The sequence below is a fragment of the Streptomyces sp. NPDC045678 genome, assembly GCF_056432085.1.
This window is the reverse complement of record NZ_JBWKJS010000008.1, coordinates 322,099-344,901: the sequence shown is the minus strand read 5'-3', so window position 1 is coordinate 344,901 and position 22,803 is coordinate 322,099. Positions and strand designations below refer to the sequence as shown.

Below are 22,803 nucleotides of genomic sequence, written 5' to 3'. Positions count from 1 at the left end.
GCCCACGTCAGTAGTCCTAAAGGACGAGCCTGAAACAGTGCGACGTCCGGCGCGACGACTCGACGCCGGGTATCAACGGGGGAGTGGTGAACGACTCGGTGAGTTCCATGCCGAGCCGCCGCGCGACCGCGATGGACCGTTGGTTCTCCGAGACGATCATCGCCACGACGCTCGGCACCCCCGCCGCCCGCACCCGCTCGACCGTCGCCTCCGCGGCGGCGGTCGCGTACCCCTTGCCCCAGGCGGCGCGGCCGAGCCGCCAGCCGATCTCGATCTCGCCCACCGGCCCCCACGTCCTGGGCCAGGGCTGGGCGCCGGTGAAGCCGATCGGCTCGCCGGCCGCGTCGAGCATGGTCCACAGGCAGTAGCCCAGTTCGGCGTCGTGTCTGCGCTGCCGGGCGGTCAGCTCCTCGTACATGGAGAGCTCCGCCGAGGACCCGCCGAAGAACTCCATGACCTCGGGGTCGTCGAAGAGGCGGTGCCAGGCGAAGGCGTCCTCGTGGGTGGGGACGCGCAGCTCCACGGCGGGGAGGAGCGGCGCGGGCAGGGTATCGGTCTGCTCGGTCACGTGTGGCCCTTCGGCTGGCTGATCAGTACCGCCTCATAGACTGCCCATATCCCGTGCCGGTCGGCACACAGATTTCGAGCCTTGGGGAGAACCCGCCGTGACCGAGCCCCTCTCCGAACACACCGCGGACGTAATTGTCGTCGGCGCCGGCCCCGCCGGTTCGACGACGGCGTACTACCTGGCGAAGGCCGGTCTCGACGTACTCCTCCTTGAGAAGACCGCGTTCCCCAGGGAAAAGGTCTGCGGTGACGGGCTCACGCCCCGCGCCACCAAGCAGCTGGTCTCCATGGGAATCGACATCTCCGAAGAGGCGGGCTGGCTGCGCAACAAGGGCCTGCGCATCATCGGCGGCGGCGTACGGCTCCAGCTGGACTGGCCGGAACTCGCCTCCTACCCGGACTATGGACTCGTACGGAAGCGCGACGACTTCGACGAGCAGCTCGCGCGGCAGGCACAGAAGGCGGGCGCACGCCTGTACGAGCGGTGCAACGTCGGCGAGCCCGTCATCGACGACCGCACAGGACGCATCACGGGCGTGCACGCCAAGATGGGCGAGGAGAAGACCCCGGTCACCTTCCACGCCCCGCTCGTCGTCGCGGCCGACGGCAACTCCTCGCGGATCTCGCTCGCGATGGGCCTGCACCGCCGCGAGGACCGCCCGATGGGCGTCGCGGTCCGCACGTACTTCACCTCGCCCCGCCACGACGACGACTACCTGGAGTCCTGGCTGGAACTGTGGGACCGCCGCGGCCCCGGCGAGGACCGCCTCCTGCCCGGCTACGGCTGGATCTTCGGCATGGGCGACGGCACGTCCAACGTCGGCCTCGGCATCCTCAACTCCTCCAAGTCGTTCCGCGAGCTCGACTGGCGCGAGGTCCTCAAGGCCTGGTGCGCCTCGATGCCGGAGGACTGGGGATACACCCCGGAGAACATGACGACGCCGATCCGCGGCGCCGCCCTGCCGATGGCCTTCAACCGCCAGCCGCACTACACGAAGGGCCTGCTGCTCGTCGGTGACGCGGGTGGCCTGGTGAACCCCTTCAACGGCGAGGGCATCGCGTACGCCATGGAGTCCGGCCAGATCGCCGCGGACGTCATCGCACAGGCACACGCGCGTGCCACCCCCGCCCAGCGCGAACTGGCGCTCCAGAACTATCCGAAGACGCTCAAGGAGGTCTACGGCGGCTACTACACGCTGGGCCGTGCCTTCGTGAAGCTCATCGGCAACCCGAAGGTCATGAAGATCGCGACCCAGCGCGGCCTGACGCACCCGGTCCTGATGCGGTTCACGCTGAAGATGCTGGCGAACCTGACGGACCCGATGGGCGGCGACGCGATGGACCGCATCATCAACGGGCTGAGCAAGGTCGCACCGAAGGCGTAACCCCGGTGGGCGGTTCGCACCGTACGGTGCAAAATGGACGCATGATATTTATTGCCGTCAAGTTCACCGTCCGACCCGAGCACAGCGACAGCTGGCTCGAGCGGACCGCCGCATTCACCGCCGCCACGCGCGCGGAGCCGGGCAACATCTTCTTCGAGTGGTCCCGCTCCGTGGAGGACCCGAACCAGTTCGTGCTCCTGGAGGCCTTCGCCGACGGGGACGCGGGCGCCGCGCACGTCAACTCCGACCACTTCAAGGCCGGCCTGGAGACGATGGGCGGGCTCATCGCGACCGTGCCGCAGATCGTGAACACCGAGATCGAGGGCAGCGGTTGGTCCGAGATGGCGGAGCTGAAGCCGAAGAACGCGTGAGGCGGACGCCGCAGGGCGCCTGAGAAGGCGCCTCAGGGCGCACCAAGGGCCGGAACCCCTCCAGGGGGGTTCCGGCCCTTGGTCGTGGCTCTAAGAGGCCGTCAGAGGACGCGCACGGCGCCCGAGGCCGGGTAGCCGGACAGGTCCTGGATGACAACGCCCTTGCCGGGGTTGGCGGCGTCCAGGTACTGGCCGTTACCGATGTACACACCGACGTGGTACGCGGAGCCCTTGCCACCCCAGTAAAGGATGTCGCCGACCTGGAGGTTCGAGGTGCCGACCTCGGTGCCCATCGTCGACTGGTCCTGCGAGACGCGCGGAAGGTCCACGCCCGCCTGCTTGAACGCGGCCTGCACCAGGCTGGAGCAGTCCCAGGCGTTCGGGCCCGAGGCGCCCATCACGTAGGCGTCGCCCAGCTGGGCCTTGAGGAAGCCGATGACGGCGCCGACGCTGCCGCTGGCCGGAGCCGGGGCGTCCGCGGTGCTGTCGCCGCCGCCGGCGGTGGACTGCGTGGAGAGCGTCGTGCGCTCGGTGGAACGCGAAGCGCGCTCCTCCGCGGCCTTCTTCTTCGCGGCGGCCTCGGCCTTGCGCTCGGCCTCGGCCTTCTTCTCCGCCTTCGCGAGGTCTTCCTTGGCCTGCTTGGCGGCCTTGGAGGCGGCGGCGTCCTGCTCGGCGCGCGACTCGTAGGTGTCGGCGGCCTGCTGGGTGGCGTCCGCCGACTGCGCGATCTGAGCGGACAGATCGGTGGAGAGGGTGGGCATCTCGATGGTCTCGGACACCGGCTCGGCAGCGTTAGCCGTACCGGCCGCCGCGGCCACTGCCAGGGTGCTGAGGACGCCACCGGCAACTCCGGCACGCAGGGCAATCTTCGAGGCGCTGCGACGGGGCTTCCGGTGGCTGGGTATGTGAGCGGTGTGGGACATGAGAACAACTGCTAGCAGGGACCCACGGTTCCCTTCAAGAAACGTGTGCTGCGCCACAGTTGCCGATTCCGCGCCCGAATCCCGGGCGTGTCGCTTCTTATTGACGCCGTAACGGGCAATGTGGACACAGCCGATCACGCCTGTGATCATGGGTTTTCTGCGATACGTCCGAATTGCCCTCGGTCTACCACCCGTTGAGTCCGTTGGCCAAGCCCGGCTTATTTACGGAAGTTGCCGGTGTGGCGCAGGTCACAGCGTGTGCTCCTGGGGATCTCCCTGAGATCTCGCTGAGACATCCCTGAGATCTCCCGCAGATTTCAGGACCGGTTCGTGGGGGTCGCCGGACCCGTTCCCTCCGGCGGGCGGCCGCTCGTGAATCCGTGCACGCGTCCACCTCCGTCCACACCTGTGCCGCCAAAGTGTGAACGCGGCTCCTCTATCAAGCGAACCCGTCCAGCGCCAATTTGCTTGCAGAGGCCATCGCTTGATAGTGCGACACGTCTTCGACCAGCGATGACGCGCTGAGATGTCACCTCTAGTGATCACTCAGGCGCTTCGCGTACGAAGATCACCGCTCATTCGACTTCATGATCCTTCGTCAGGTGGTGGAGATCACAAAGCCGTTGTCGTACCCCGTGTCGCAGATCACAGACCGCCGGGCATAGGATGCGGGGCAGTTGGGCTTGTGACCTGCTTCACATATAAGCGATCTTGGACGGGGAGCAGGGCGCGGTCCGACGCAACCGCCAACAGTCAGTGCCGACTGAGAGGAGCGAGGAGCGTGAACGCCTATGCGCCCATCCTCGTGCTGGGAGCCCTCGGGGCAGGCTTTGCGATCTTCTCCGTGGTCATGGCCACGCTTATCGGTCCAAAGCGGTACAACCGCGCGAAGCTAGAGGCCTATGAGTGCGGCATCGAGCCGACGCCGACGCCGGCAGGCGGCGGGCGATTCCCCATCAAGTACTACCTGACGGCGATGCTCTTCATCGTCTTCGACATCGAGATCGTCTTCCTCTATCCCTGGGCCGTCACCTTCGACGCGCTGGGGATTTTCGGGCTCGTGGAGATGCTGCTCTTCGTGCTCACCGTCTTCGTCGCCTACGCGTACGTATGGCGACGCGGCGGCCTGGAATGGGACTAAGGGTCTGAGGGGTCAAAGAGCATGGGAATCGAAGAGAAGCTGCCGAGCGGGTTTCTGCTGACCACCGTCGAGCAGGCCGCGGGCTGGATGCGGAAGTCGTCCGTCTTCCCCGCCACGTTCGGCCTCGCCTGCTGCGCCATCGAGATGATGACGACCGGTGCCGGGCGCTATGACATGGCGCGCTTCGGCATGGAGGTGTTCCGCGGCTCACCGCGCCAGGCCGACCTGATGATCGTGGCGGGCCGGGTGAGCCAGAAGATGGCGCCGGTGCTCCGCCAGGTCTATGACCAGATGCCCAACCCCAAGTGGGTCATTTCCATGGGTGTTTGCGCATCATCGGGTGGAATGTTCAACAATTACGCGATTGTGCAGGGCGTTGACCACGTTGTCCCGGTTGACATCTATTTGCCCGGCTGCCCGCCGCGCCCCGAGATGCTGTTGGACGCGATTCTCAAGCTCCATCAGAAGATCCAGAACACCAAGCTCGGCGTGAACGCGGAAGAAGCCGCCCGTGAGGCGGAGGAGGCGGCCCTCAAGGCGCTCCCCACCATTGAGATGAAGGGGCTGCTGCGGTGAGCGACGCGCACGACGAGCACCTGAACGGCAACGGCGTCCCCGCGCCCCGCGACGAGACCGGCGAGGTCATCGGCGTACGCAGGGGCATGTTCGGCGCCGACAACGGCGGCGACACCTCCGGCTACGGCGGGCTCGTACGGACCATCACCCTGCCCGGCGCCTCCTCGCGCCCCTACGGCGGCTGGTTCGACGAGGTCGCGGATGAACTGGAAGGCGCCCTCGAAGAGCAGGGCCTCGTCCCGGAGAACGCGATCGGGAAGACGGTCGTCGACCGCGGCGAGCTCACCTTCCACATCGAACGCGAGCACCTCGTCCGCGTCGCCAGGACCCTGCGCGACGACCCGGCCCTGCGCTTCGAGCTCTGCACGGGCGTGAGCGGGGTGCACCTCCCCGGCGACAAGGGCCGCGAGCTGCACGCCGTCTATCACTTGCGCTCGATCACCCACAATCGGCTGATCCGGCTCGAAGTCGGCGTCCCCGATGCCGATCCGCACCTGCCCTCACTGGTCGCGGTCTACCCGACCAACGACTGGCACGAGCGCGAGGCGTACGACTTCTTCGGCCTCGTCTTCGACGGCCACCCGGCGCTCACGCGGATCATGATGCCGGACGACTGGCAGGGCTTCCCGCAGCGCAAGGACTACCCCCTCGGCGGCATCCCCGTCGAATACAAGGGCGCCCAGATCCCGGCTCCGGACCAGCGGAGGTCGTACAGCTGATGTCTGCCACTCAGGGAACATCCCACGCTTCCCCCCGCGAGACGACCGAGGGGACCGTATATACGGTCACCGGCGGCGACTGGGACGAGGTCGTCCAGGCGGCGGCCAAGGCCGACGACGAGCGCATCATCGTCAACATGGGCCCCCAGCACCCGTCCACGCACGGCGTGCTCCGGCTCATCCTGGAGATCGAGGGCGAGACCGTCTCCGAAGCCCGCTGCGGCATCGGCTACCTGCACACCGGCATCGAGAAGAACCTCGAGTACCGCACGTGGACGCAGGGCACGACGTTCGTCACGCGCATGGACTACCTGACGCCGTTCTTCAACGAGACGGCGTACTGCCTCGGGGTCGAGAAGCTCCTCGGCATCGAGGACCGGATCCCGGACCGCGCCTCGGTCATCCGCGTGCTCCTCATGGAGCTCAACCGCCTCTCCTCGCATCTGGTGTGCATCGCCACCGGCGGCATGGAACTCGGCGCCACGACGATCATGATCTACGGCTTCCGGGATCGTGAACTCGTTCTCGATGTCTTCGAACTCATCACCGGCCTGCGCATGAACCACGCGTACGTCCGGCCCGGTGGACTCGCCCAGGACCTGCCCCCGGGCACGGTCGACCAGCTCCGCGAGTTCGTGAAGACCATGAAGAAGAACCTTCCGGAGTACGACAAGCTCGCCACCGGGAACCCCATCTTCAAGGCCCGCATGCAGGACGTCGGCTACCTCGACCTCGCCGGCTGCATGGCCCTCGGCGCCACGGGCCCGGTCCTGCGCTCGGCGGGCCTCCCGCACGACCTGCGCAAGTCCCAGCCCTACTGCGGCTACGAGAACTACGAGTTCGACGTCCCGACCGCCGACACCTGCGACTCCTACGGGCGCTTCCTGATCCGTCTGGAGGAGATGCGGCAGTCGCTGCGCATCATCGAGCAGTGCATCGACCGGCTCGCCCCCGGGCCGGTCATGGTCGAGGACAAGAAGATCGCCTGGCCCGCCCAACTGGCCCTCGGGCCCGACGGGCTCGGCAACTCGCTCGACCACATCAAGAAGATCATGGGCACCTCCATGGAGTCCCTCATCCACCACTTCAAGCTGGTGACCGAGGGCTTCAGGGTCCCGCCGGGCCAGACGTACACGGCGGTCGAGTCGCCCAAGGGCGAGCTCGGCGTGCACGTCGTCTCCGACGGCGGCACCCGCCCCTACCGGGTCCACTTCCGCGACCCGTCCTTCACCAACCTGCAGGCCATGGCGGCCATGTGCGAAGGCGGCCAGGTCGCCGACGTCATCGTCGCCGTCGCGTCCATCGACCCCGTGATGGGAGGCGTCGACCGGTGACCACCACTCCTTCGGAACAGGGCACGGGCGTCAGCCTGGGCATGCCCCAACTCCCCGCCCCCGACTACCCGGCCGACGTGCGGGCCAGGCTGGAGGTGGACGCCAAGGACGTCATCGCCCGCTACCCCGACTCCCGCTCCGCGCTCCTGCCCCTGCTGCACCTCGTGCAGTCCGAGGAGGGCCACGTCACGCGCACGGGCATGCGGTTCTGCGCCGAGATGCTGGGCCTGACCACCGCCGAGGTCACGGCCGTGGCGACCTTCTACACCATGTACCGGCGCAAGCCGTCGGGTGACTACCAGGTCGGCGTCTGCACCAACACGCTGTGCGCCGTCATGGGCGGCGACGCGATCTTCGACGAACTCAAGCAGCACCTCGGCGTCGGCAACGACGAGACGACCGAGGACGGCAAGATCACCCTTGAGCACATCGAGTGCAACGCCGCCTGCGACTTCGCCCCCGTGGTGATGGTCAACTGGGAGTTCTTCGACAACCAGACCCCCGAGTCCGCGAAGCAGCTCGTCGACGACCTGCGCGCGGGCGTACCGGTCGAGCCCACGCGCGGGGCGCCGCTCTGCACGTACAAGGAGACCGCCCGGATCCTGGCGGGCTTCCCCGACCAGCGGCCCGGCGCCGTCGAGGCGAGCGGCGGCGCGGGCCACGCCTCGCTCATCGGACTGCGCCTGGCCAAGGGCGAGGAACAGCCGCGCGTGGTCCACCCCCGCGCGGCAGGCCCTCAGGACGAGGCTCCCGCCGAGCACCTCAGCTCGCACGACGCACCGCAGGAAACCTCGGCGTCCGACCCGGCGCACCCGGCAGGGCCCGCCGCCGAGGAGGGGGAGTGATGACCTTGGCAGCCGAGATCGACAACGAGACCAGCCCCGAGAAGCTGCTCGCACCGGTTCTCTCGGCGTTCTGGGACGAGGAGAAGTCCTGGACGCTGGAGACCTACCGACGGCACGAGGGATACGAAGGCCTGCGCAAGGCGCTCGCCATGGCCCCGGACGACGTCATCGCGTACGTGAAGGACTCCGGGCTGCGGGGCAGGGGCGGCGCGGGATTCCCCACCGGAATGAAGTGGCAGTTCATTCCGCAGGGAGACGGCAAGCCGCACTATCTAGTTGTCAACGCCGACGAATCGGAGCCGGGGACCTGCAAGGACATCCCGCTCCTCTTCGCGAACCCGCATTCCCTCATCGAGGGCATCGTCATCGCGTGCCATGCGATCAGGTCGTCGCATGCCTTCATCTATCTGCGGGGTGAAGTCGTCCCCGTTCTGCGCAGGCTGCACGAGGCCGTCCGCGAGGCGTATGCGGCGGGCTACCTCGGGAAGAACGTGCTGGGCAGCGGACTCGACCTCGAACTCACGGTGCACGCGGGCGCGGGCGCGTACATCTGTGGTGAAGAGACCGCACTGCTCGACTCGCTCGAAGGCCGCCGCGGCCAACCGCGACTGCGTCCCCCCTTCCCTGCCGTCGCGGGCCTCTACGCGTGCCCCACTGTCGTGAACAACGTCGAGTCCATCGCGTCCGTTCCCGCGATCCTCAATCGGGGCAAGGACTGGTTCAAGTCGATGGGCAGCGAGAAGTCACCTGGCTTCACGCTCTACTCGCTGAGCGGGCACGTCACCAACCCCGGCCAGTACGAGGGACCGCTCGGCATCACGCTGCGCCAGCTGCTCGACATGAGCGGCGGCATGCGCGCCGGACACCGCCTCAAGTTCTGGACACCGGGCGGCTCCTCGACGCCGATGTTCACCGACGAACACCTCGACGTCCCCCTCGACTACGAGGGCGTCGGCGCCGCCGGATCGATGCTCGGCACCAAGGCGCTGCAGTGCTTCGACGAGACGACATGCGTCGTGCGGGCCGTGACCCGCTGGACCGAGTTCTACGCCCACGAGTCCTGCGGCAAGTGCACGCCCTGCCGCGAAGGGACGTACTGGCTGGTGCAGTTGCTCCGCGACATCGAGGCCGGCAAGGGCGTCATGGCCGACCTCGACAAGCTGAACGACATCGCCGACAACATCAACGGCAAGTCCTTCTGCGCCCTGGGCGACGGCGCGGCCTCGCCGATCTTCTCCTCCCTCAAGTACTTCCGTGCGGAGTACGAGCAGCACATCACCGGCAAGGGCTGCCCCTTCGACCCGGCCAAGTCGACTCTCTGGGCCGACCGGCCCGCTGAAAGCGCGCAGGTGAACGCATGACAGTGACCACCAACAACGCTCCCTCCGGGGGCGGGGAGGCGGCGGTTCCGCCCGAGGATCTCGTCTCGCTGACCATCGACGGCATCGAGATCAGCGTCCCCAAGGGGACGCTGGTGATCCGGGCGGCCGAACTGCTCGGCATCGAGATCCCCCGGTTCTGCGACCATCCGCTGCTCGACCCGGCGGGCGCCTGCCGCCAGTGCATCGTCGAGGTGGAGGGCCAGCGCAAGCCGATGGCGTCCTGCACCATCACCTGCACCGACGGCATGGTCGTGAAGTCGCAGCTCACCTCGGCCGTCGCGGAGAAGTCGCAGCGCGGTGTGATGGAGCTGCTGCTCATCAACCACCCGCTGGACTGCCCCGTCTGCGACAAGGGCGGCGAGTGCCCGCTGCAGAACCAGGCGATGCAGGTCGGCGACTCGGACACCCGCTTCGAGGGCAAGAAGCGGACGTACGAGAAGCCGGTGCCGATCTCCACCCAGGTGCTGCTCGACCGCGAGCGGTGCGTGCTCTGCGCGCGCTGCACCCGCTTCAGCAACCAGGTCGCGGGCGACCCGATGATCGAGCTCATCGAGCGCGGCGCCCTCCAGCAGGTCGGTACCGGCGAGGGCGACCCCTTCGAGTCGTACTTCTCCGGGAACACCATTCAGATCTGTCCGGTCGGCGCGCTGACCTCGGCGGCGTATCGCTTCCGCTCCCGGCCCTTCGACCTGGTGTCGTCGCCCTCGGTGTGCGAGCACTGCTCGGGCGGCTGCGCGACGCGCACGGACCACCGACGCGGCAAGGTCATGCGGCGGCTCGCCGCGGACGACCCCGAGGTCAACGAAGAGTGGATGTGCGACAAGGGACGCTTCGGCTTCCGGTACGCGCAGCGCCCGGACCGGCTCACCACGCCGCTGGTGCGCAACTCCTCGACGGGTGAGCTGGAGCCCGCGAGCTGGCCCGAGGCCCTGGAGGTCGCGGCCAACGGTCTCGCCGCCGCGCGCGGCCGGGCCGGGGTCCTCGTCGGCGGTCGTCTCACCGTGGAGGACGCCTACGCGTACAGCAAGTACGCGCGCGTGGCGCTCGACACGAACGACATCGACTTCCGCGCGCGCGTGCACAGCAGCGAGGAGGCCGACTTCCTCGCGGCGCGGGTGGCGGGCCGGGGCCGGGACCTCGACGGGACGGGCGTCACGTACGCCCTCCTGGAGAAGGCGCCCGCCGTCCTGCTCGCCGGGTTCGAGTCCGAGGAGGAGGCGCCCGGCGTCTTCCTGAGGCTGCGCAAGGCCTGGCGCAAGCACGGCCAGCGCACCTACTCCCTCGCCCCGTACGCGACCCGTGGCCTGGAGAAGGCGGGCGGCACGCTGCTGCCCGCGGCGCCGGGCACCGAGACCGAGTGGCTCGACGCGCTCGCCGCGGGCGTCGGCCTGGAGGCGCCCGGCACCGAGGCCTCCGAGGCGCTGCGCGCCGAGGGCGCGGTCATCGTCGTCGGTGAGCGGCTCGCGGCCGTGCCCGGCGCGCTCACCGCCGCCGTGCGGGCCGCCGCGGCGACCGGCGCCGGGCTGGTGTGGATTCCGCGCAGGGCCGGGGAGCGCGCCGCCGTAGAGGTGGGCGCCCTGCCGTCGCTGCTGCCCGGTGGCCGTCCGGCCACCGATCCGCGCGCGCGGGACGAGGTCGCGGCCGCCTGGGGCGTCGCCGAACTCCCGCTCCGCTACGGCCGCGACACCGGCCAGATCATCGAGGCCGCCGCGACCGGCGAGCTCGGTGCCCTCCTGGTGGCGGGCGTCGAGGTCGCCGACCTGCCGGACCCGGCACGCGCGCGTGCGGCACTCGACGAGGTCGGTTTCCTGGTCTCCCTGGAGCTGCGGCCCAGCGAGGTGACGGACCGGGCCGACGTGGTCCTGCCCGTCGCCGCCGTCGCGGAGAAGCCGGGCACCTTCCTCAACTGGGAGGGCAGGGCGCGGATGTTCGACGCCGCGCTGAAGCCGGACCAGATGACGCGCAGGCTGGCGCCCACCGACGCGCGCGTGCTGCACATGCTCGCCGACGCCGGTGACATCCACCTGGGCCTGCCCGACCTGCTGACCCTGCGCCGCGAGCTGGACCGGCTCGGCGGCTGGGATGGGCCGCACGCCACGAACCCCGTGGAGACCGGCGTCCAGCCGCCGCGGCCCGCCGCCGGCGAGGCCGTCCTCTCGGGGCACCGGCTGCTGCTCGACCAGGGCCGCCTCCAGGACGGCGACGAAGCCCTTGCCGGTACGCGGCACGCCGCCCACGCGCGCGTGTCCGCGGCCACCGCGGCGGAGGCGGGCGTGAAGGACGGTGACCTCCTGTCGGTCGCCGGACCGGCGGGGGCGACCGAACTCCCGCTGCAGATCACGGAGATGCCCGACCGCGTGGTCTGGCTGCCGCTGAACTCGACCGGGGAAGGCGTCACGTCGGACACCGGCGCCCGCCCCGGCGAACTCGTCCGCATCGGCCCGGCGGTCCTGCCGGAGCCCACTGAGGCCCCGGAGGTGACGTCGTGACGCACACCCTGGTGCCGCTTGCGGCGGAAGACCTGTCCATGTTCGGCCGCGACCCCTGGTGGCTGGTGGTCTTCAAGGCGGTCTTCTGCTTCGCGTTCCTGATGGTGACGGTCCTCCTCGCCATCGTCTGGGAGCGCAAGGTCGTCGCCTGGATGCAGCTGCGCATCGGCCCCAACAGGAACGGCCCCTGGGGTCTGCTGCAGTCCCTCGCGGACGGCGTCAAGCTGATGCTCAAGGAAGACGTGATCGTCAAGCGCGCGGACAAGGTGGTCTACGTCCTTGCTCCGGTCATCGCGGCGATCCCGGCCTTCATGGCGATCGCGGTGATCCCGTTCGGGCCCGCGGGCAACGAAGTCTCGATCTTCGGCCACCGCACCACGATGCAGCTCACCGACCTGCCGATCGCGATGCTCTACATCCTCGCGGTCGCCTCCGTCGGCATCTACGGCATCGTCCTCGCGGGCTGGAGCTCGGGATCGACGTACCCGCTCCTCGGCGGCCTGCGCTCCTGCGCACAGATGATCTCGTACGAGATCGCGATGGGCGCGGCCTTCGCCTCCGTCTTCCTCTACTCCGGGTCGATGTCGACGTCGGCGATCGTCGAGGCGCAGGCCGACCGCTGGTACGTCCTGCTGCTTCCGGTCTCCTTCATCATCTACATCGTCACGATGATCGGCGAGACGAACCGGGCGCCGTTCGACATGCCGGAGTCCGAGGGCGACCTCGTCGGCGGCTTCAACACCGAGTACTCGTCCATCAAGTTCGCGATGTTCATGCTCGCCGAGTACATCAACATGGTCACCGTCTCGGCGGTGTCGGCCACGCTCTTCCTCGGAGGCTGGCGGGCGCCGTATCCGATCAGCACGTTCTGGGAGGGCGCGAACCACGGCTGGTGGCCGATGCTGTGGTTCGTGATCAAGGTCCAGCTGCTGCTGTTCTTCTTCATCTGGCTGCGCGGCTCGCTGCCCCGTGTCCGCTACGACCAGCTGATGAAGCTCGGCTGGAAGGTCCTGATCCCGGTCTCCGTCGTCTGGCTGATGCTGGTCGCCACGGTCAGGGCGATGCGGAACGAGGACTACGAATTCACCTCGATCGCGCTGTACGTCGGCGGCGGGGTCATCGCGCTGCTGCTGCTCTCCGTCGTCGTCGACATCTTCCGCGACAAGAGGGAGAAGGAAGCCGCCGCCGAGGAGGAGAAGCCGGTCGCCTTTGACCCCATGGCGGGCGGATTCCCCGTGCCGCCGCTGCCCGGCCAGAGCCTGCCACCCGTGCCGCGCCGACGCTCGCGCCAGGAGCGGGAGTTGATTGTCAGTGGTGGACCGGATACTCAAAGTGACGGAACCCGAAGTGACGGAAAGGAGGCGTCCGATGGCTGAGTCGAACCAGGAGTCGCACGACCCGAACCAATCGAAGCAGGGGTTCCAGAACCCTGTCGCGGGCTTCGGCGTGACCTTCAAGGCCATGTTCAAGAAGCGGCTGACCGAGCAGTATCCGGAGCAGCAGAAGACCACGGCTCCCCGCTTCCACGGCAGGCACCAGCTGAACCGCCATCCGGACGGCCTGGAGAAGTGCGTCGGGTGTGAGCTCTGCGCCTGGGCCTGTCCCGCGGACGCCATCTACGTGGAGGGCGCGGACAACACGGACGAGGAAAGGTACTCGCCCGGCGAGCGGTACGGCCGCGTCTACCAGATCAACTACGCCCGCTGCATCCTGTGCGGCCTGTGCATCGAGGCGTGCCCCACGCGCGCGTTGACGATGACGAACGAGTTCGAGTTGGCCGACAGCAGCCGCGAGAACCTCATCTACACCAAGGAGCAGCTGCTCGCCGGTCTTGAGGAGGGCATGGTCGAAAGCCCGCACTCGATCTTCCCCGGCACGGACGAGCAGGACTACTACCGTGGCCTGGTGACCGAGGCGGCGCCCGGGACGGTGCCCCAGGTCGCCTACTCCAAGGGCGAGACGCCTCAGGAGGCCGCCTCGGACTTCGGCGACAGCGAGCCGGCGTCGGAGCAGGTGATCGGTCGATGACTCAGCTCGCCGCCTACTCCACCTCGACCGGCGAGGCCTTCCAGTTCTGGGTGCTCGGCACGGTCGCGGTGATCGGCGCCCTGTGCACCATCCTCATGAAGAAGGCTGTGCACAGCGCGCTCTGCCTGGCCGGAACCATGATCATCCTCGCGGTGTTCTACCTGGCCAACGGCGCGTACTTCCTGGGCATCGTCCAGATCGTCGTCTACACCGGCGCGATCATGATGCTCTTCCTCTTCGTCGTCATGCTCGTCGGCGTCACCGCGGCGGACTCCCTGAAGGAGACCATCAAGGGACAGCGCTGGCTCGCACTCCTCTGCGGACTCGGCTTCGCGGTGCTGCTCTTCGCGGGCATCGGGAACGCCTCCATGAAGGAGTTCAACGGCCTCGGCAAGGCGAACGCGGGCGGCAACGTGGAGGGCCTCGCGGGGCTCATCTTCACCAAGTACGTCTTCGCCTTCGAGATCACCGGCGCCCTGCTCATCACGGCGACGGTCGGCGCGATGGTGCTCACCCACCGCGAGCGCACGGAGCGCGCCAAGACCCAGCGCGAACTGTCCGAGCAGCGCGTACGCGACGGCAAGCACCTGCCGCCGCTGCCCGCCCCGGGTGTGTACGCACGGCACAACGCCGTGGACATCGCGGGCCTGCTCCCCGACGGCACGCCGTCGGAGCTCACGGTCAACAAGACGCTGCGCGACCGCGGCCAGATCCGTGACGTGTCGAACCAGGCGCTGGACGACCTGCGGGCGCTGGAGCAGCGCTCCACCGACCGTCTGGAGCGGCCCGACCTGCGGAACGGCGACATCGGGCGGACCGAGGAGGCGTCGAAGTGAACCCCGTCAACTACCTGTACCTCGCCGCCCTGTTGTTCACGATCGGCGCGACCGGCGTGCTCATCAGGCGGAACGCGATCGTGGTGTTCATGTGCATCGAGCTCATGCTCAACGCCTGCAACCTCGCGTTCGTGGCCTTCTCCCGGATGCACGGCAACCTCGACGGCCAGATCATCGCGTTCTTCACGATGGTCGTCGCCGCCGCGGAGGTCGTGGTCGGGCTCGCGATCATCGTGTCGCTGTTCCGTTCCCGCCACTCGGCCTCGGTCGACGACGCCAGCCTGATGAAGCTCTGAGGGGTCGCTGAATCGTGGAGAACTTGATTGCGCTGCTCGTCGCGGCGCCACTGCTCGGAGCGGCCGTACTGCTGTGCGGCGGGCGGGCACTGGACCGCGCGGGCCACTGGCTCGGCACGCTGCTGGCGGCCGCCTCCTTCGTCATCGCCGTGGTGCTCTTCTCGGACATGCTGGGCAAGGGCGCCGACGAACGCTCCCTGTCGCAGCACCTGTTCAGCTGGATCCCCGTGGAGGGGTTCCAGGCGGACGTCGCCTTCCAGCTCGACCAGCTGTCGATGACGTTCGTCCTGCTGATCTCCGGCGTGGGCACCCTGATCCACATCTACTCGATCGGGTACATGGAGCACGACGAGCGGCGCCGCCGCTTCTTCGGCTACCTGAACCTGTTCCTCGCGGCGATGCTCCTGCTGGTCCTCGCCGACAACTACCTGCTCCTGTACGTCGGCTGGGAGGGCGTCGGCCTCGCCTCGTACCTCCTGATCGGCTTCTGGCAGCACAAGCCCAGCGCGGCCACCGCCGCGAAGAAGGCCTTCCTGGTCAACCGGGTCGGCGACGTGGGCCTGTCCATCGCCATCATGCTGATGTTCACCACCTTCGGGACGTTCGCCTTCGGGCCCGTCCTGGAGGCCACGAATGACACGTCGGAGGGCAAGCTCACCGCCATCGGCCTGATGCTGCTGCTCGCCGCGTGCGGCAAGTCCGCGCAGGTGCCGCTGCAGTCCTGGCTCGGCGACGCGATGGAGGGCCCGACCCCGGTCTCGGCCCTGATCCACGCCGCGACGATGGTGACCGCGGGCGTCTACCTGATCGTCCGCTCCGGCGCGATCTTCAACGGCGCGCCGGACGCGCAGCTCGTCGTCACCGTCGTCGGAGCGGTCACGCTCCTGTTCGGTGCGATCGTCGGTTGCGCGAAGGACGACATCAAGAAGGCCCTCGCCGGATCGACGATGTCCCAGATCGGGTACATGATCCTGGCCGCCGGCCTCGGCCCCGTCGGCTACGTCTTCGCGATCATGCACCTGGTGACGCACGGCTTCTTCAAGGCGGGGCTCTTCCTCGGCGCCGGTTCGGTCATGCACGGCATGAACGACGAGGTCGACATGAGGAAGTACGGCGGCCTCAGGAAGTACATGCCGGTCACCTTCGTCACCTTCGGCCTCGGCTACCTCGCGATCATCGGCTTCCCCGGTCTGTCCGGCTTCTTCTCCAAGGACAAGATCATCGAGGCGGCGTTCGCCAAGGGCGGCACGGAGGGCTGGATCCTCGGCACGGTGGCACTCCTGGGCGCGGCCATCACCGCGTACTACATGACGCGCGTGATGATCATGACCTTCTTCGGAGAGGAGCGCTGGCGCAACCGGCCGACGGCCTCCCCGGACCAGCCGGACGTCGAGCCGGCCGCGGAGCACCGTGGTGCCCACGACGAGCCGCACCCGCACGAGTCCCCGAAGTCCATGACGATCCCGATGATCGTGCTCGCCTTCGGGTCGGTGTTCGCGGGTGGCTTCTTCAGCATCGGCGACCGCTTCATGCACTGGCTCGAGCCGGTCACCCACCACGACCACGGCGACTCGCCGCTGAGCGCCACCACGGTCACCGGCGCCACCATGGTGGTCCTCGTCATCGGCGTCGCCCTCGCCTACGTGCAGTACGGGCGCAGGCCCGTCCCGGTCACCGCCCCGCGCGGCTCGGTGCTCACCCGCGCCGCCCGTCGCGACCTCCTCCAGGACGACTTCAACCACGTCGTCCTGGTGCGCGGCGGCGAGCACCTCACGCGGTCCCTGGTCTACGTGGACCACACCCTGGTCGACGGCGTCGTCAACGGCACGGCGGCCTCGGTCGGTGGCCTCTCCGGGCGGCTGCGCAAACTGCAGAACGGCTACGCCCGCTCCTACGCGGTCTCGATGTTCGGCGGCGCTGCGGTGCTCATCGCCGCGACCCTGCTGATGAGGGCGGTCTGATACCGATGTCCTTTCCCCTGCTGACAGCGACGGCGGTCCTGCCCGCGGTCGGCGCGATCGCCACGGCAGCCGTCCCGGCCGCCCGGCGGACCGCCGCCAAGTGGCTCGCGCTGCTCGTCTCGCTCGCCACGCTCGGTCTCGCGCTGACCGTGCTCGTACGGTTCGACCCCGACGGCGACCGCTATCAACTGACCGAATCGCACGCCTGGATCAAGGAGTTCGGGGTGCGGTACGAGCTCGGGGTCGACGGCATCGCCGTCGCGCTCCTCGCGCTCACCGCGCTCCTGATCCCGTTCATCATCCTGGCGGGCTGGCACGACGCCGATCCCCTGGAGACCAAGTCGTCGCGCTGGCGGCCGACCCAGGGCTTCTTCGCCCTGATCCTGGCCGTCGAGGCGATGGTGATCATCTCCTTCGAGGCGACGGACGTCTTCCTCTTCTACATCTTCTTCGAAGCAATGCTCATCCCGATGTACTTCCTCATCGGCGGCTTCGGAGACCGCGCCCACGCGGGCACGGACGAGAACGCCTCGGCGCAGCGCTCGTACGCGGCCGTGAAGTTCCTCCTCTACAACCTCGTCGGCGGCCTCATCATGCTGGCCGCCGTGATCGGGCTCTACGTAGTGGCGGGAAACTTCTCCCTCCAGGAGATCTCCGCCGCGCGCGCGGACGGCTCGCTCGACATGGCGACCAACACGGAACGGCTGCTCTTCCTCGGCTTCTTCTTCGCCTTCGCGGTGAAGGCGCCGCTGTGGCCGCTGCACACCTGGCTGCCGAACGCGATGGGGGAAGCCACCGCCCCGGTCGCCGTCCTGATCACCGCGGTCGTGGACAAGGTCGGCACGTTCGCGATGCTGCGGTTCTGCCTCGGCCTCTTCCCGGAGGCCAGCGACTGGGCGACGCCGGTCGTCCTCGTCCTCGCACTGATCAGCATCATCTACGGAGCGCTGCTCGCGGTCGGCCAGCGCGACATCAAGCGCCTGGTGGCGTACGCGTCGATCTCGCACTTCGGCTTCATCATCCTCGGCATCTTCGCGATGACCTCGCAGGGCCAGTCCGGCGCGACGCTCTACATGGTCAACCACGGCATCTCGACGGCCGCGCTGATGCTGGTGGCCGGCTTCCTGATCTCGCGGCGCGGCTCGCGCCTGATCGCCGACTACGGAGGGGTGCAGAAGGTCGCGCCGGTGCTCGCAGGCACCTTCCTGATCGGCGGCCTGGCCACCCTTTCGCTGCCCGGCCTCGCACCGTTCGTCAGTGAATTCCTGGTCCTGGTCGGCGCGTTCGCGCGCTACCCGGTGGTCGGGATCATCGCGACCGTCGGCATCGTGCTGGCCGCGCTGTACACGCTCGTCCTCTACCAGCGGACGATGACGGGACCCGTGAAGGCGGAGGTCTCGGCCATGCCCGATCTGCGGGTGCGTGAACTGGTCGTCGTCGCTCCGCTGATCGCCCTCCTGATCGGCCTCGGGGTCTACCCGAAGCCGCTCACCGATCTGGTGAACCCGGCGGTCGAGCACACGATGTCCGACGTACAGAAGAAAGACCCCAAGCCCGATGTGGAGGCGGCGAAGTGAGCGCAACAGCCGTCCACAGCCTGTGGACAACGGCGGCCGAACCGATCGACAAGATCGACTCGCCCACCATCGAGTACGGGCAGCTGTCGCCCACGTTGATCGTCATCGGCGCGGCCGTCATCGGAGTGCTCATCGAGGCCTTCGTCCCGCGCAAGTCCCGTTACTACGCCCAGCTGTTCCTCTCCGTGGTCTCCCTGGCGGCCGCCTTCGCCGCGGTCGTCGGGCTCGCGGCCCGCGGCTTCGGCACCACCAAGGCGCAGATCGCCGCGATGGGCGCCATCGCGGTCGACGGACCCGCGCTCTTCCTCCAGGGCACGATCCTGCTCACCGGAATCGTCGCGATCTTCACCTTCGCGGAGCGGCGCCTCGACCCGGTGGCGCACGGCAACCGCGTCGACTCGTTCGTGGCGCAGGCCGGGTCCGTCCCGGGCAGTGAGGGCGAACAGGCCGCCACCAAGGCCGGATTCGCGACCACCGAGGTGTTCCCGCTGGCGCTCTTCGCCATCGGCGGCATGCTGGTCTTCCCCGCGGCCAACGACCTCCTGACGCTCTTCATCGCGCTGGAAGTCTTCTCCCTGCCGCTGTACCTGCTGTGTGCCCTCGCCCGGCGCAAGCGCCTCATGTCGCAGGAATCGGCCGTCAAGTACTTCCTGCTCGGCGCGTTCGCCTCGGCATTCACGCTCTTCGGCATCGCGCTCCTCTACGGGTACGCGGGTTCCGTGTCGTACGCGACGGTCGCGGACGTCGTCGAGGGCAACGTCAAGACCGTGGACCCGGCGCTCGCCGACACCATGGGCAACGACGCGCTGCTCCTGATCGGCGTCGCGATGGTGGTGATGGGGCTGCTCTTCAAGGTGGGCGCGGTGCCGTTCCACATGTGGACCCCGGACGTGTACCAGGGCGCCCCGACGCCGGTCACCGGCTTCATGGCGGCGGCGACGAAGGTGGCCGCCTTCGGCGCCCTCCTGCGCCTCCTCTACGTGGTCCTTCCCGGGCTGCGCTGGGACTGGCGGCCGGTCATGTGGGGCGTCGCGGTCATCACGATGCTGGGCGGCGCGATCATCGCGATCACGCAGACCGACATCAAGCGGCTCCTCGCGTATTCGTCCGTCGCGCACGCCGGCTTCATCCTTGCCGGTGTCATCGCCACCACCCCGGACGGCATCTCCTCCGTCCTCTTCTACCTGGCTGCCTACTCCTTCGTGACCATCGGCGCCTTCGCCGTCGTCACGCTGGTGCGGGACGCGGGCGGCGAGGCCACGCACCTGTCCAAGTGGGCGGGGCTGGGCCGCAGGTCCCCGCTGGTGGCCGCGGTCTTCGCGGTCTTCCTCCTCGCCTTCGCCGGCATTCCGCTGACCTCCGGGTTCGCCGGGAAGTTCGCGGTCTTCAAGGCGGCGGCGGAGGGCGGCGCAGGCCCGCTGGTCGTGGTCGGTGTGCTGTCGTCGGCGATCGCCGCGTTCTTCTACATCCGCGTGATCGTCCTGATGTTCTTCAGTGAGCCGAAGGCGGACGGCCCCACGGTCGCCGTGCCCTCGCCGCTGACGATGACGGCGATCGGCATGGGCGTCGCGGTGACGCTGGTGCTCGGTGTGGCCCCGCAGTACTTCCTGGACCTGGCGAACCAGGCGGGAGTCTTCGTCCGCTAGCCCGGCCCATCCGTACAAACCCTGCCGCCCGGCATCCCGAGAAGGGGTGCCGGGCGGCGGCCTGTGGATAACTGTCCGGGGTGTCGGTGGGGAGCCCTATCGTGGAGGCAGTGGTCGAGGCAGGACGTACGGCGGGGGACAGGGCGATGGATGGGATCAAAGGCATGAGTGAGGTGACGGCGCCGGTACCGGCGCCGGACGCGGCGACCGGCACCGTGGCGGAGAGCGACGCCCTGCGCACGCTCCACCGCGTCTTCGGGTACGACGCCTTCCGCGGCGAGCAGGAATCGATCATCGACCACGTGGTGGCCGGCGGGGACGCCGTCGTCCTCATGCCGACCGGCGGCGGCAAATCCCTCTGCTATCAGATCCCGGCCCTGGTCAGGCCCGGCACCGGCGTCGTGATCTCCCCGCTCATCGCGCTGATGCAGGACCAGGTGGACGCGCTGCGGGCGCTCGGTGTGCGCGCCGGGTTCATCAACTCCACGCAGGACTTCGACGAGCGGCGCGTGATGGAGGCGGAGTTCCTCGCGGGCGAGCTCGACGTGCTCTATCTGGCGCCGGAGCGGTTGCGTCTGGACGCGACCCTCGATCTGCTCGGTCGGGCCAAGATCTCCGTCTTCGCCATCGACGAGGCGCACTGCGTCGCGCAGTGGGGCCACGACTTCCGCCCCGACTACCTCGCCCTCTCCCTCCTCGGGGAGCGCTGGCCGGACGTGCCGCGGATCGCCCTGACCGCGACGGCCACCGACGCCACGCACCGGGAGATCACGCAGCGGCTCGGCATGCCCGACGCCCGGCACTTCGTGGCGAGCTTCGACCGGCCCAACATCCAGTACCGCATCGTGCCGAAGGCCGAGCCGAAGAAGCAGCTCCTCGCCTTCCTCAAGGAGGAGCACGCGGGGGACGCCGGGATCGTCTACTGCCTGTCGCGCAATTCGGTGGAGAAGACCGCCGAATTCCTCTGCAAGAACGGCATCGAGGCCGTCCCGTACCACGCAGGTCTGGACGCCGGCACGCGCGCGGCGAACCAGTCCCGCTTCCTGCGGGAGGACGGGCTCGTCGTCTGCGCGACGATCGCCTTCGGCATGGGCATCGACAAGCCCGACGTCCGCTTCGTCGCCCACCTCGACCTGCCCAAGTCGGTCGAGGGGTACTACCAGGAGACGGGCCGCGCGGGCCGTGACGGCCTGCCCTCGACGGCCTGGATGGCGTACGGCCTCCAGGACGTAGTGCAGCAGCGGAAGCTGATCCAGGGCGGCGAGGGCGACGAGGCGTTCCGGCGCCGCGCCTCCTCCCACCTGGACTCGATGCTGGCGCTCTGCGAGACCGCCCAGTGCCGCCGCGCACAGCTCCTGACCTACTTCGGCCAGGAGGCGGGCGCCCAGACCTGCGGCAACTGCGACACCTGCCTGACCCCGCCCGAGACCTGGGACGGCACGGTGGCGGCGCAGAAGGTCCTCTCCACGGTCGTGCGTCTGCAGCGCGAGCGCGGCCAGAAGTTCGGCGCGGGCCAGATCATCGACATCCTCCTCGGCAAGAAGACCGCGAAGATCATCCAGTTCGACCACGACCAGCTCTCGGTCTTCGGCATCGGAGAGGAGCTGGCGGAGGCCGAATGGCGTGGTGTGATCCGTCAGCTGCTGGCGCAGGGCCTGATCGCGGTCGAGGGTGAGTACGGCACGCTGGTGCTCACCGAGACGAGCGGCTCCGTCCTCGGCCGCGAGCGCGAGGTGCGCCTGCGCAAGGAGCCGAAGCGGGCACCGACGGCGCGTGCGTCCAAGAGCGACCGCAAGGCGAAGTCGACGGCAGCGGCCGCAGAGCTTCCCCAGGAGGCGGTCCCGCTCTTCGAGGCACTGCGCGCGTGGCGCGCGGCTCAGGCGAAGGAACAGGGCGTCCCCGCGTACGTGATCTTCCACGACGCCACGCTCCGAGAGATCGCCACGCTGCGTCCCACGTCCGTGGGCGACCTGGCGGGCATCAGCGGAGTCGGCGAGAAGAAGCGGGCGACGTACGGCGAGGGCGTGGTCGGAGTCGTCGCGGAGTTCTTGGGCGGGGCGGCTTCGGGGGGCGGGGCGTCTGCCGGGCCCGAGGTGCCGCTCAGCGACGAGGAGGAGCCGGACTGGGGGGATGAGGAGCCGGACTGGTAGATCACCAGGATGGACTGCCTACGAGGGTTCGGGCGCTGACCGTCGAGCTGTGATGGCGGTGAGGCCGAGGTCGAGGTCGATGGTGAAGGGGACGCTCGGGGGAGGCGACCTCGATGGCCAGCACTACGGTTTTTGCGGGGACACGGGTCTGCCCGGGATCGAGGACCTCCTCGGAGGGCACGACGATGACGTCGGGCTCCGGCCTGTTCCGCAGGTCGATGTCGATGGTGAATTCGCGTAGGACTTCGAGGCCGGCGGAGGCGGCATCCTCCAGGCGCCGCTCGAAGAAGCTGACCGCTCGTGAATGAAAGATTGTTTGCGGACTCACGAAGACAAGGCTCCCGTCGATCAGCTCCGTGTGCGGAGGCAGATTCGGAAGCCGGTCCAGGTCGTCGGCGGTCCAATCACCCTTGGGCAGGACCGGCCACGTGGGCCCGGAAGCCTCGGGTTCGCCGCTCATCAGTGCTCCCATGGGGTGGAGTCTCACTGGTCCAACCAGCGTATCGGGCGGGGACCGGTGGAGGTCTGCATGTACATGTGAACGGGTGTCGGCACCTTGACTCGTTCCGGGTGCGTC

At 68.6% G+C, this 22,803-nt stretch carries 19 protein-coding genes and 1 pseudogene; 17 read left to right on the top strand and 3 right to left on the bottom strand.

What is annotated here, in order from left to right:
* Positions 1 to 16: 16 nt before the first annotated feature.
* Entirely contained in the window at positions 17 to 568 is a 552-nt protein-coding gene (locus AC07DO_RS28200) for a GNAT family N-acetyltransferase (protein ID WP_479063509.1), read from the bottom strand.
* Between the two features lie 97 nt (positions 569 to 665).
* On the opposite strand from AC07DO_RS28200, the gene AC07DO_RS28195 reads away from it, so the two are divergent.
* Both AC07DO_RS28195 and AC07DO_RS28190 read left to right on the top strand, forming a co-directional pair.
* Positions 666 to 1,952, top strand: coding sequence for a geranylgeranyl reductase family protein (locus AC07DO_RS28195; protein ID WP_479063508.1), 1,287 nt, complete (start codon positions 666 to 668; stop codon positions 1,950 to 1,952).
* A 41-nt stretch (positions 1,953 to 1,993) separates the two neighbouring features.
* Positions 1,994 to 2,323 (top strand): putative quinol monooxygenase, encoded by a 330-nt coding sequence (locus AC07DO_RS28190; protein WP_150216890.1) that lies wholly within the window; start codon positions 1,994 to 1,996, stop codon positions 2,321 to 2,323.
* 101 nt (positions 2,324 to 2,424) lie between these two features.
* On the opposite strand, the gene AC07DO_RS28185 is transcribed toward AC07DO_RS28190, so the two are convergent.
* The gene (locus tag AC07DO_RS28185; RefSeq protein WP_479063507.1) at positions 2,425 to 3,246 is read right to left on the bottom strand and encodes a C40 family peptidase; all 822 of its coding nucleotides are present in this window, start codon (positions 3,244 to 3,246) and stop codon (positions 2,425 to 2,427) included.
* A gap of 781 nt (positions 3,247 to 4,027) precedes the next feature.
* Here AC07DO_RS28185 and AC07DO_RS28180 point away from each other — a divergent pair.
* The 15 genes from AC07DO_RS28180 (at position 4,028) to recQ (ending at position 22,226) form a co-directional block, all read left to right on the top strand.
* The gene (locus AC07DO_RS28180; protein ID WP_003992243.1) at positions 4,028 to 4,387 is read left to right on the top strand and encodes an NADH-quinone oxidoreductase subunit A; all 360 of its coding nucleotides are present in this window, start codon (positions 4,028 to 4,030) and stop codon (positions 4,385 to 4,387) included.
* A 21-nt stretch (positions 4,388 to 4,408) separates the two neighbouring features.
* Positions 4,409 to 4,963 (top strand): NuoB/complex I 20 kDa subunit family protein, encoded by a 555-nt coding sequence (locus AC07DO_RS28175; RefSeq protein WP_055564035.1) that lies wholly within the window; start codon positions 4,409 to 4,411, stop codon positions 4,961 to 4,963.
* Complete coding sequence (locus AC07DO_RS28170; protein ID WP_479063506.1) at positions 4,960 to 5,682, top strand: NADH-quinone oxidoreductase subunit C; 723 nt, start codon at positions 4,960 to 4,962, stop codon at positions 5,680 to 5,682. Before AC07DO_RS28175 ends, AC07DO_RS28170 begins: the two co-directional genes overlap by 4 nt.
* Entirely contained in the window at positions 5,682 to 7,016 is a 1,335-nt protein-coding gene (locus AC07DO_RS28165) for an NADH-quinone oxidoreductase subunit D (protein ID WP_479063505.1), read from the top strand. Before AC07DO_RS28170 ends, AC07DO_RS28165 begins: the two co-directional genes overlap by 1 nt.
* Positions 7,013 to 7,861, top strand: coding sequence for an NADH-quinone oxidoreductase subunit NuoE (gene nuoE / locus AC07DO_RS28160; RefSeq protein WP_479063504.1), 849 nt, complete (start codon positions 7,013 to 7,015; stop codon positions 7,859 to 7,861). Before AC07DO_RS28165 ends, nuoE begins: the two co-directional genes overlap by 4 nt.
* Positions 7,861 to 9,222 carry an NADH-quinone oxidoreductase subunit NuoF gene (nuoF, locus tag AC07DO_RS28155; RefSeq protein WP_479063503.1) on the top strand — a complete coding sequence of 454 codons (1,362 nt, stop codon included), beginning with the start codon at positions 7,861 to 7,863 and terminating at the stop codon, positions 9,220 to 9,222. The genes nuoE and nuoF overlap by 1 nt, the downstream gene beginning before the upstream one ends.
* Complete coding sequence (locus AC07DO_RS28150; RefSeq protein ID WP_479063502.1) at positions 9,219 to 11,732, top strand: NADH-quinone oxidoreductase subunit G; 2,514 nt, start codon at positions 9,219 to 9,221, stop codon at positions 11,730 to 11,732. The genes nuoF and AC07DO_RS28150 overlap by 4 nt, the downstream gene beginning before the upstream one ends.
* A gap of 38 nt (positions 11,733 to 11,770) precedes the next feature.
* Entirely contained in the window at positions 11,771 to 13,108 is a 1,338-nt protein-coding gene (gene nuoH, locus AC07DO_RS28145; RefSeq protein WP_479063654.1) for an NADH-quinone oxidoreductase subunit NuoH, read from the top strand.
* Entirely contained in the window at positions 13,101 to 13,760 is a 660-nt protein-coding gene (gene nuoI / locus AC07DO_RS28140; RefSeq protein WP_479063501.1) for an NADH-quinone oxidoreductase subunit NuoI, read from the top strand. The genes nuoH and nuoI overlap by 8 nt, the downstream gene beginning before the upstream one ends.
* Positions 13,757 to 14,596 carry an NADH-quinone oxidoreductase subunit J gene (locus AC07DO_RS28135; protein WP_479063500.1) on the top strand — a complete coding sequence of 280 codons (840 nt, stop codon included), beginning with the start codon at positions 13,757 to 13,759 and terminating at the stop codon, positions 14,594 to 14,596. The genes nuoI and AC07DO_RS28135 overlap by 4 nt, the downstream gene beginning before the upstream one ends.
* Positions 14,593 to 14,892 carry an NADH-quinone oxidoreductase subunit NuoK gene (nuoK, locus tag AC07DO_RS28130; RefSeq protein WP_003974374.1) on the top strand — a complete coding sequence of 100 codons (300 nt, stop codon included), beginning with the start codon at positions 14,593 to 14,595 and terminating at the stop codon, positions 14,890 to 14,892. The genes AC07DO_RS28135 and nuoK overlap by 4 nt, the downstream gene beginning before the upstream one ends.
* A 14-nt stretch (positions 14,893 to 14,906) precedes the next feature.
* On the top strand, positions 14,907 to 16,853 hold the full coding sequence (gene nuoL / locus AC07DO_RS28125) for an NADH-quinone oxidoreductase subunit L (RefSeq protein ID WP_479063499.1): 1,947 nt from the start codon (positions 14,907 to 14,909) through the stop codon (positions 16,851 to 16,853).
* Positions 16,854 to 16,858: 5 nt separating this feature from the next.
* Positions 16,859 to 18,430, top strand: a complete 1,572-nt coding sequence (locus AC07DO_RS28120; RefSeq protein WP_479063498.1) for an NADH-quinone oxidoreductase subunit M — start codon at positions 16,859 to 16,861, stop codon at positions 18,428 to 18,430.
* Positions 18,427 to 20,076 carry an NADH-quinone oxidoreductase subunit NuoN gene (gene nuoN / locus AC07DO_RS28115; protein WP_479063497.1) on the top strand — a complete coding sequence of 550 codons (1,650 nt, stop codon included), beginning with the start codon at positions 18,427 to 18,429 and terminating at the stop codon, positions 20,074 to 20,076. Before AC07DO_RS28120 ends, nuoN begins: the two co-directional genes overlap by 4 nt.
* Before the next feature lie 164 nt (positions 20,077 to 20,240).
* A complete protein-coding gene (recQ, locus tag AC07DO_RS28110) occupies positions 20,241 to 22,226 on the top strand; it encodes a DNA helicase RecQ (RefSeq protein WP_479063496.1) in 1,986 nt (661 codons plus the stop codon).
* A 94-nt stretch (positions 22,227 to 22,320) separates the two neighbouring features.
* On the opposite strand, the pseudogene AC07DO_RS28105 reads toward recQ, so the two are convergent.
* Positions 22,321 to 22,686: pseudogene (locus AC07DO_RS28105) on the bottom strand (Uma2 family endonuclease); the annotation flags it as partial.
* Positions 22,687 to 22,803 lie beyond the last annotated feature (117 nt).

What these genes read in the sequence shown, in the direction of transcription:
- AC07DO_RS28175 (WP_055564035.1), top strand. Translation starts at nt 4,409, where the DNA reads ATGGGAATCGAAGAGAAGCTGCCGAGCGGGTTTCTGCTGACCACCGTC.
- nuoF (WP_479063503.1), top strand. Translation starts at nt 7,861, where the DNA reads ATGACCTTGGCAGCCGAGATCGACAACGAGACCAGCCCCGAGAAGCTG.
- AC07DO_RS28135 (WP_479063500.1), top strand. Translation starts at nt 13,757, where the DNA reads ATGACTCAGCTCGCCGCCTACTCCACCTCGACCGGCGAGGCCTTCCAG.
- AC07DO_RS28185 (WP_479063507.1), bottom strand. Translation starts at nt 3,246, where the DNA reads ATGTCCCACACCGCTCACATACCCAGCCACCGGAAGCCCCGTCGCAGC.
- AC07DO_RS28120 (WP_479063498.1), top strand. Translation starts at nt 16,859, where the DNA reads ATGTCCTTTCCCCTGCTGACAGCGACGGCGGTCCTGCCCGCGGTCGGC.
- recQ (WP_479063496.1), top strand. Translation starts at nt 20,241, where the DNA reads ATGAGTGAGGTGACGGCGCCGGTACCGGCGCCGGACGCGGCGACCGGC.
- AC07DO_RS28165 (WP_479063505.1), top strand. Translation starts at nt 5,682, where the DNA reads ATGTCTGCCACTCAGGGAACATCCCACGCTTCCCCCCGCGAGACGACC.
- nuoH (WP_479063654.1), top strand. Translation starts at nt 11,771, where the DNA reads ATGTTCGGCCGCGACCCCTGGTGGCTGGTGGTCTTCAAGGCGGTCTTC.
- nuoI (WP_479063501.1), top strand. Translation starts at nt 13,101, where the DNA reads ATGGCTGAGTCGAACCAGGAGTCGCACGACCCGAACCAATCGAAGCAG.
- AC07DO_RS28190 (WP_150216890.1), top strand. Translation starts at nt 1,994, where the DNA reads ATGATATTTATTGCCGTCAAGTTCACCGTCCGACCCGAGCACAGCGAC.
- AC07DO_RS28150 (WP_479063502.1), top strand. Translation starts at nt 9,219, where the DNA reads ATGACAGTGACCACCAACAACGCTCCCTCCGGGGGCGGGGAGGCGGCG.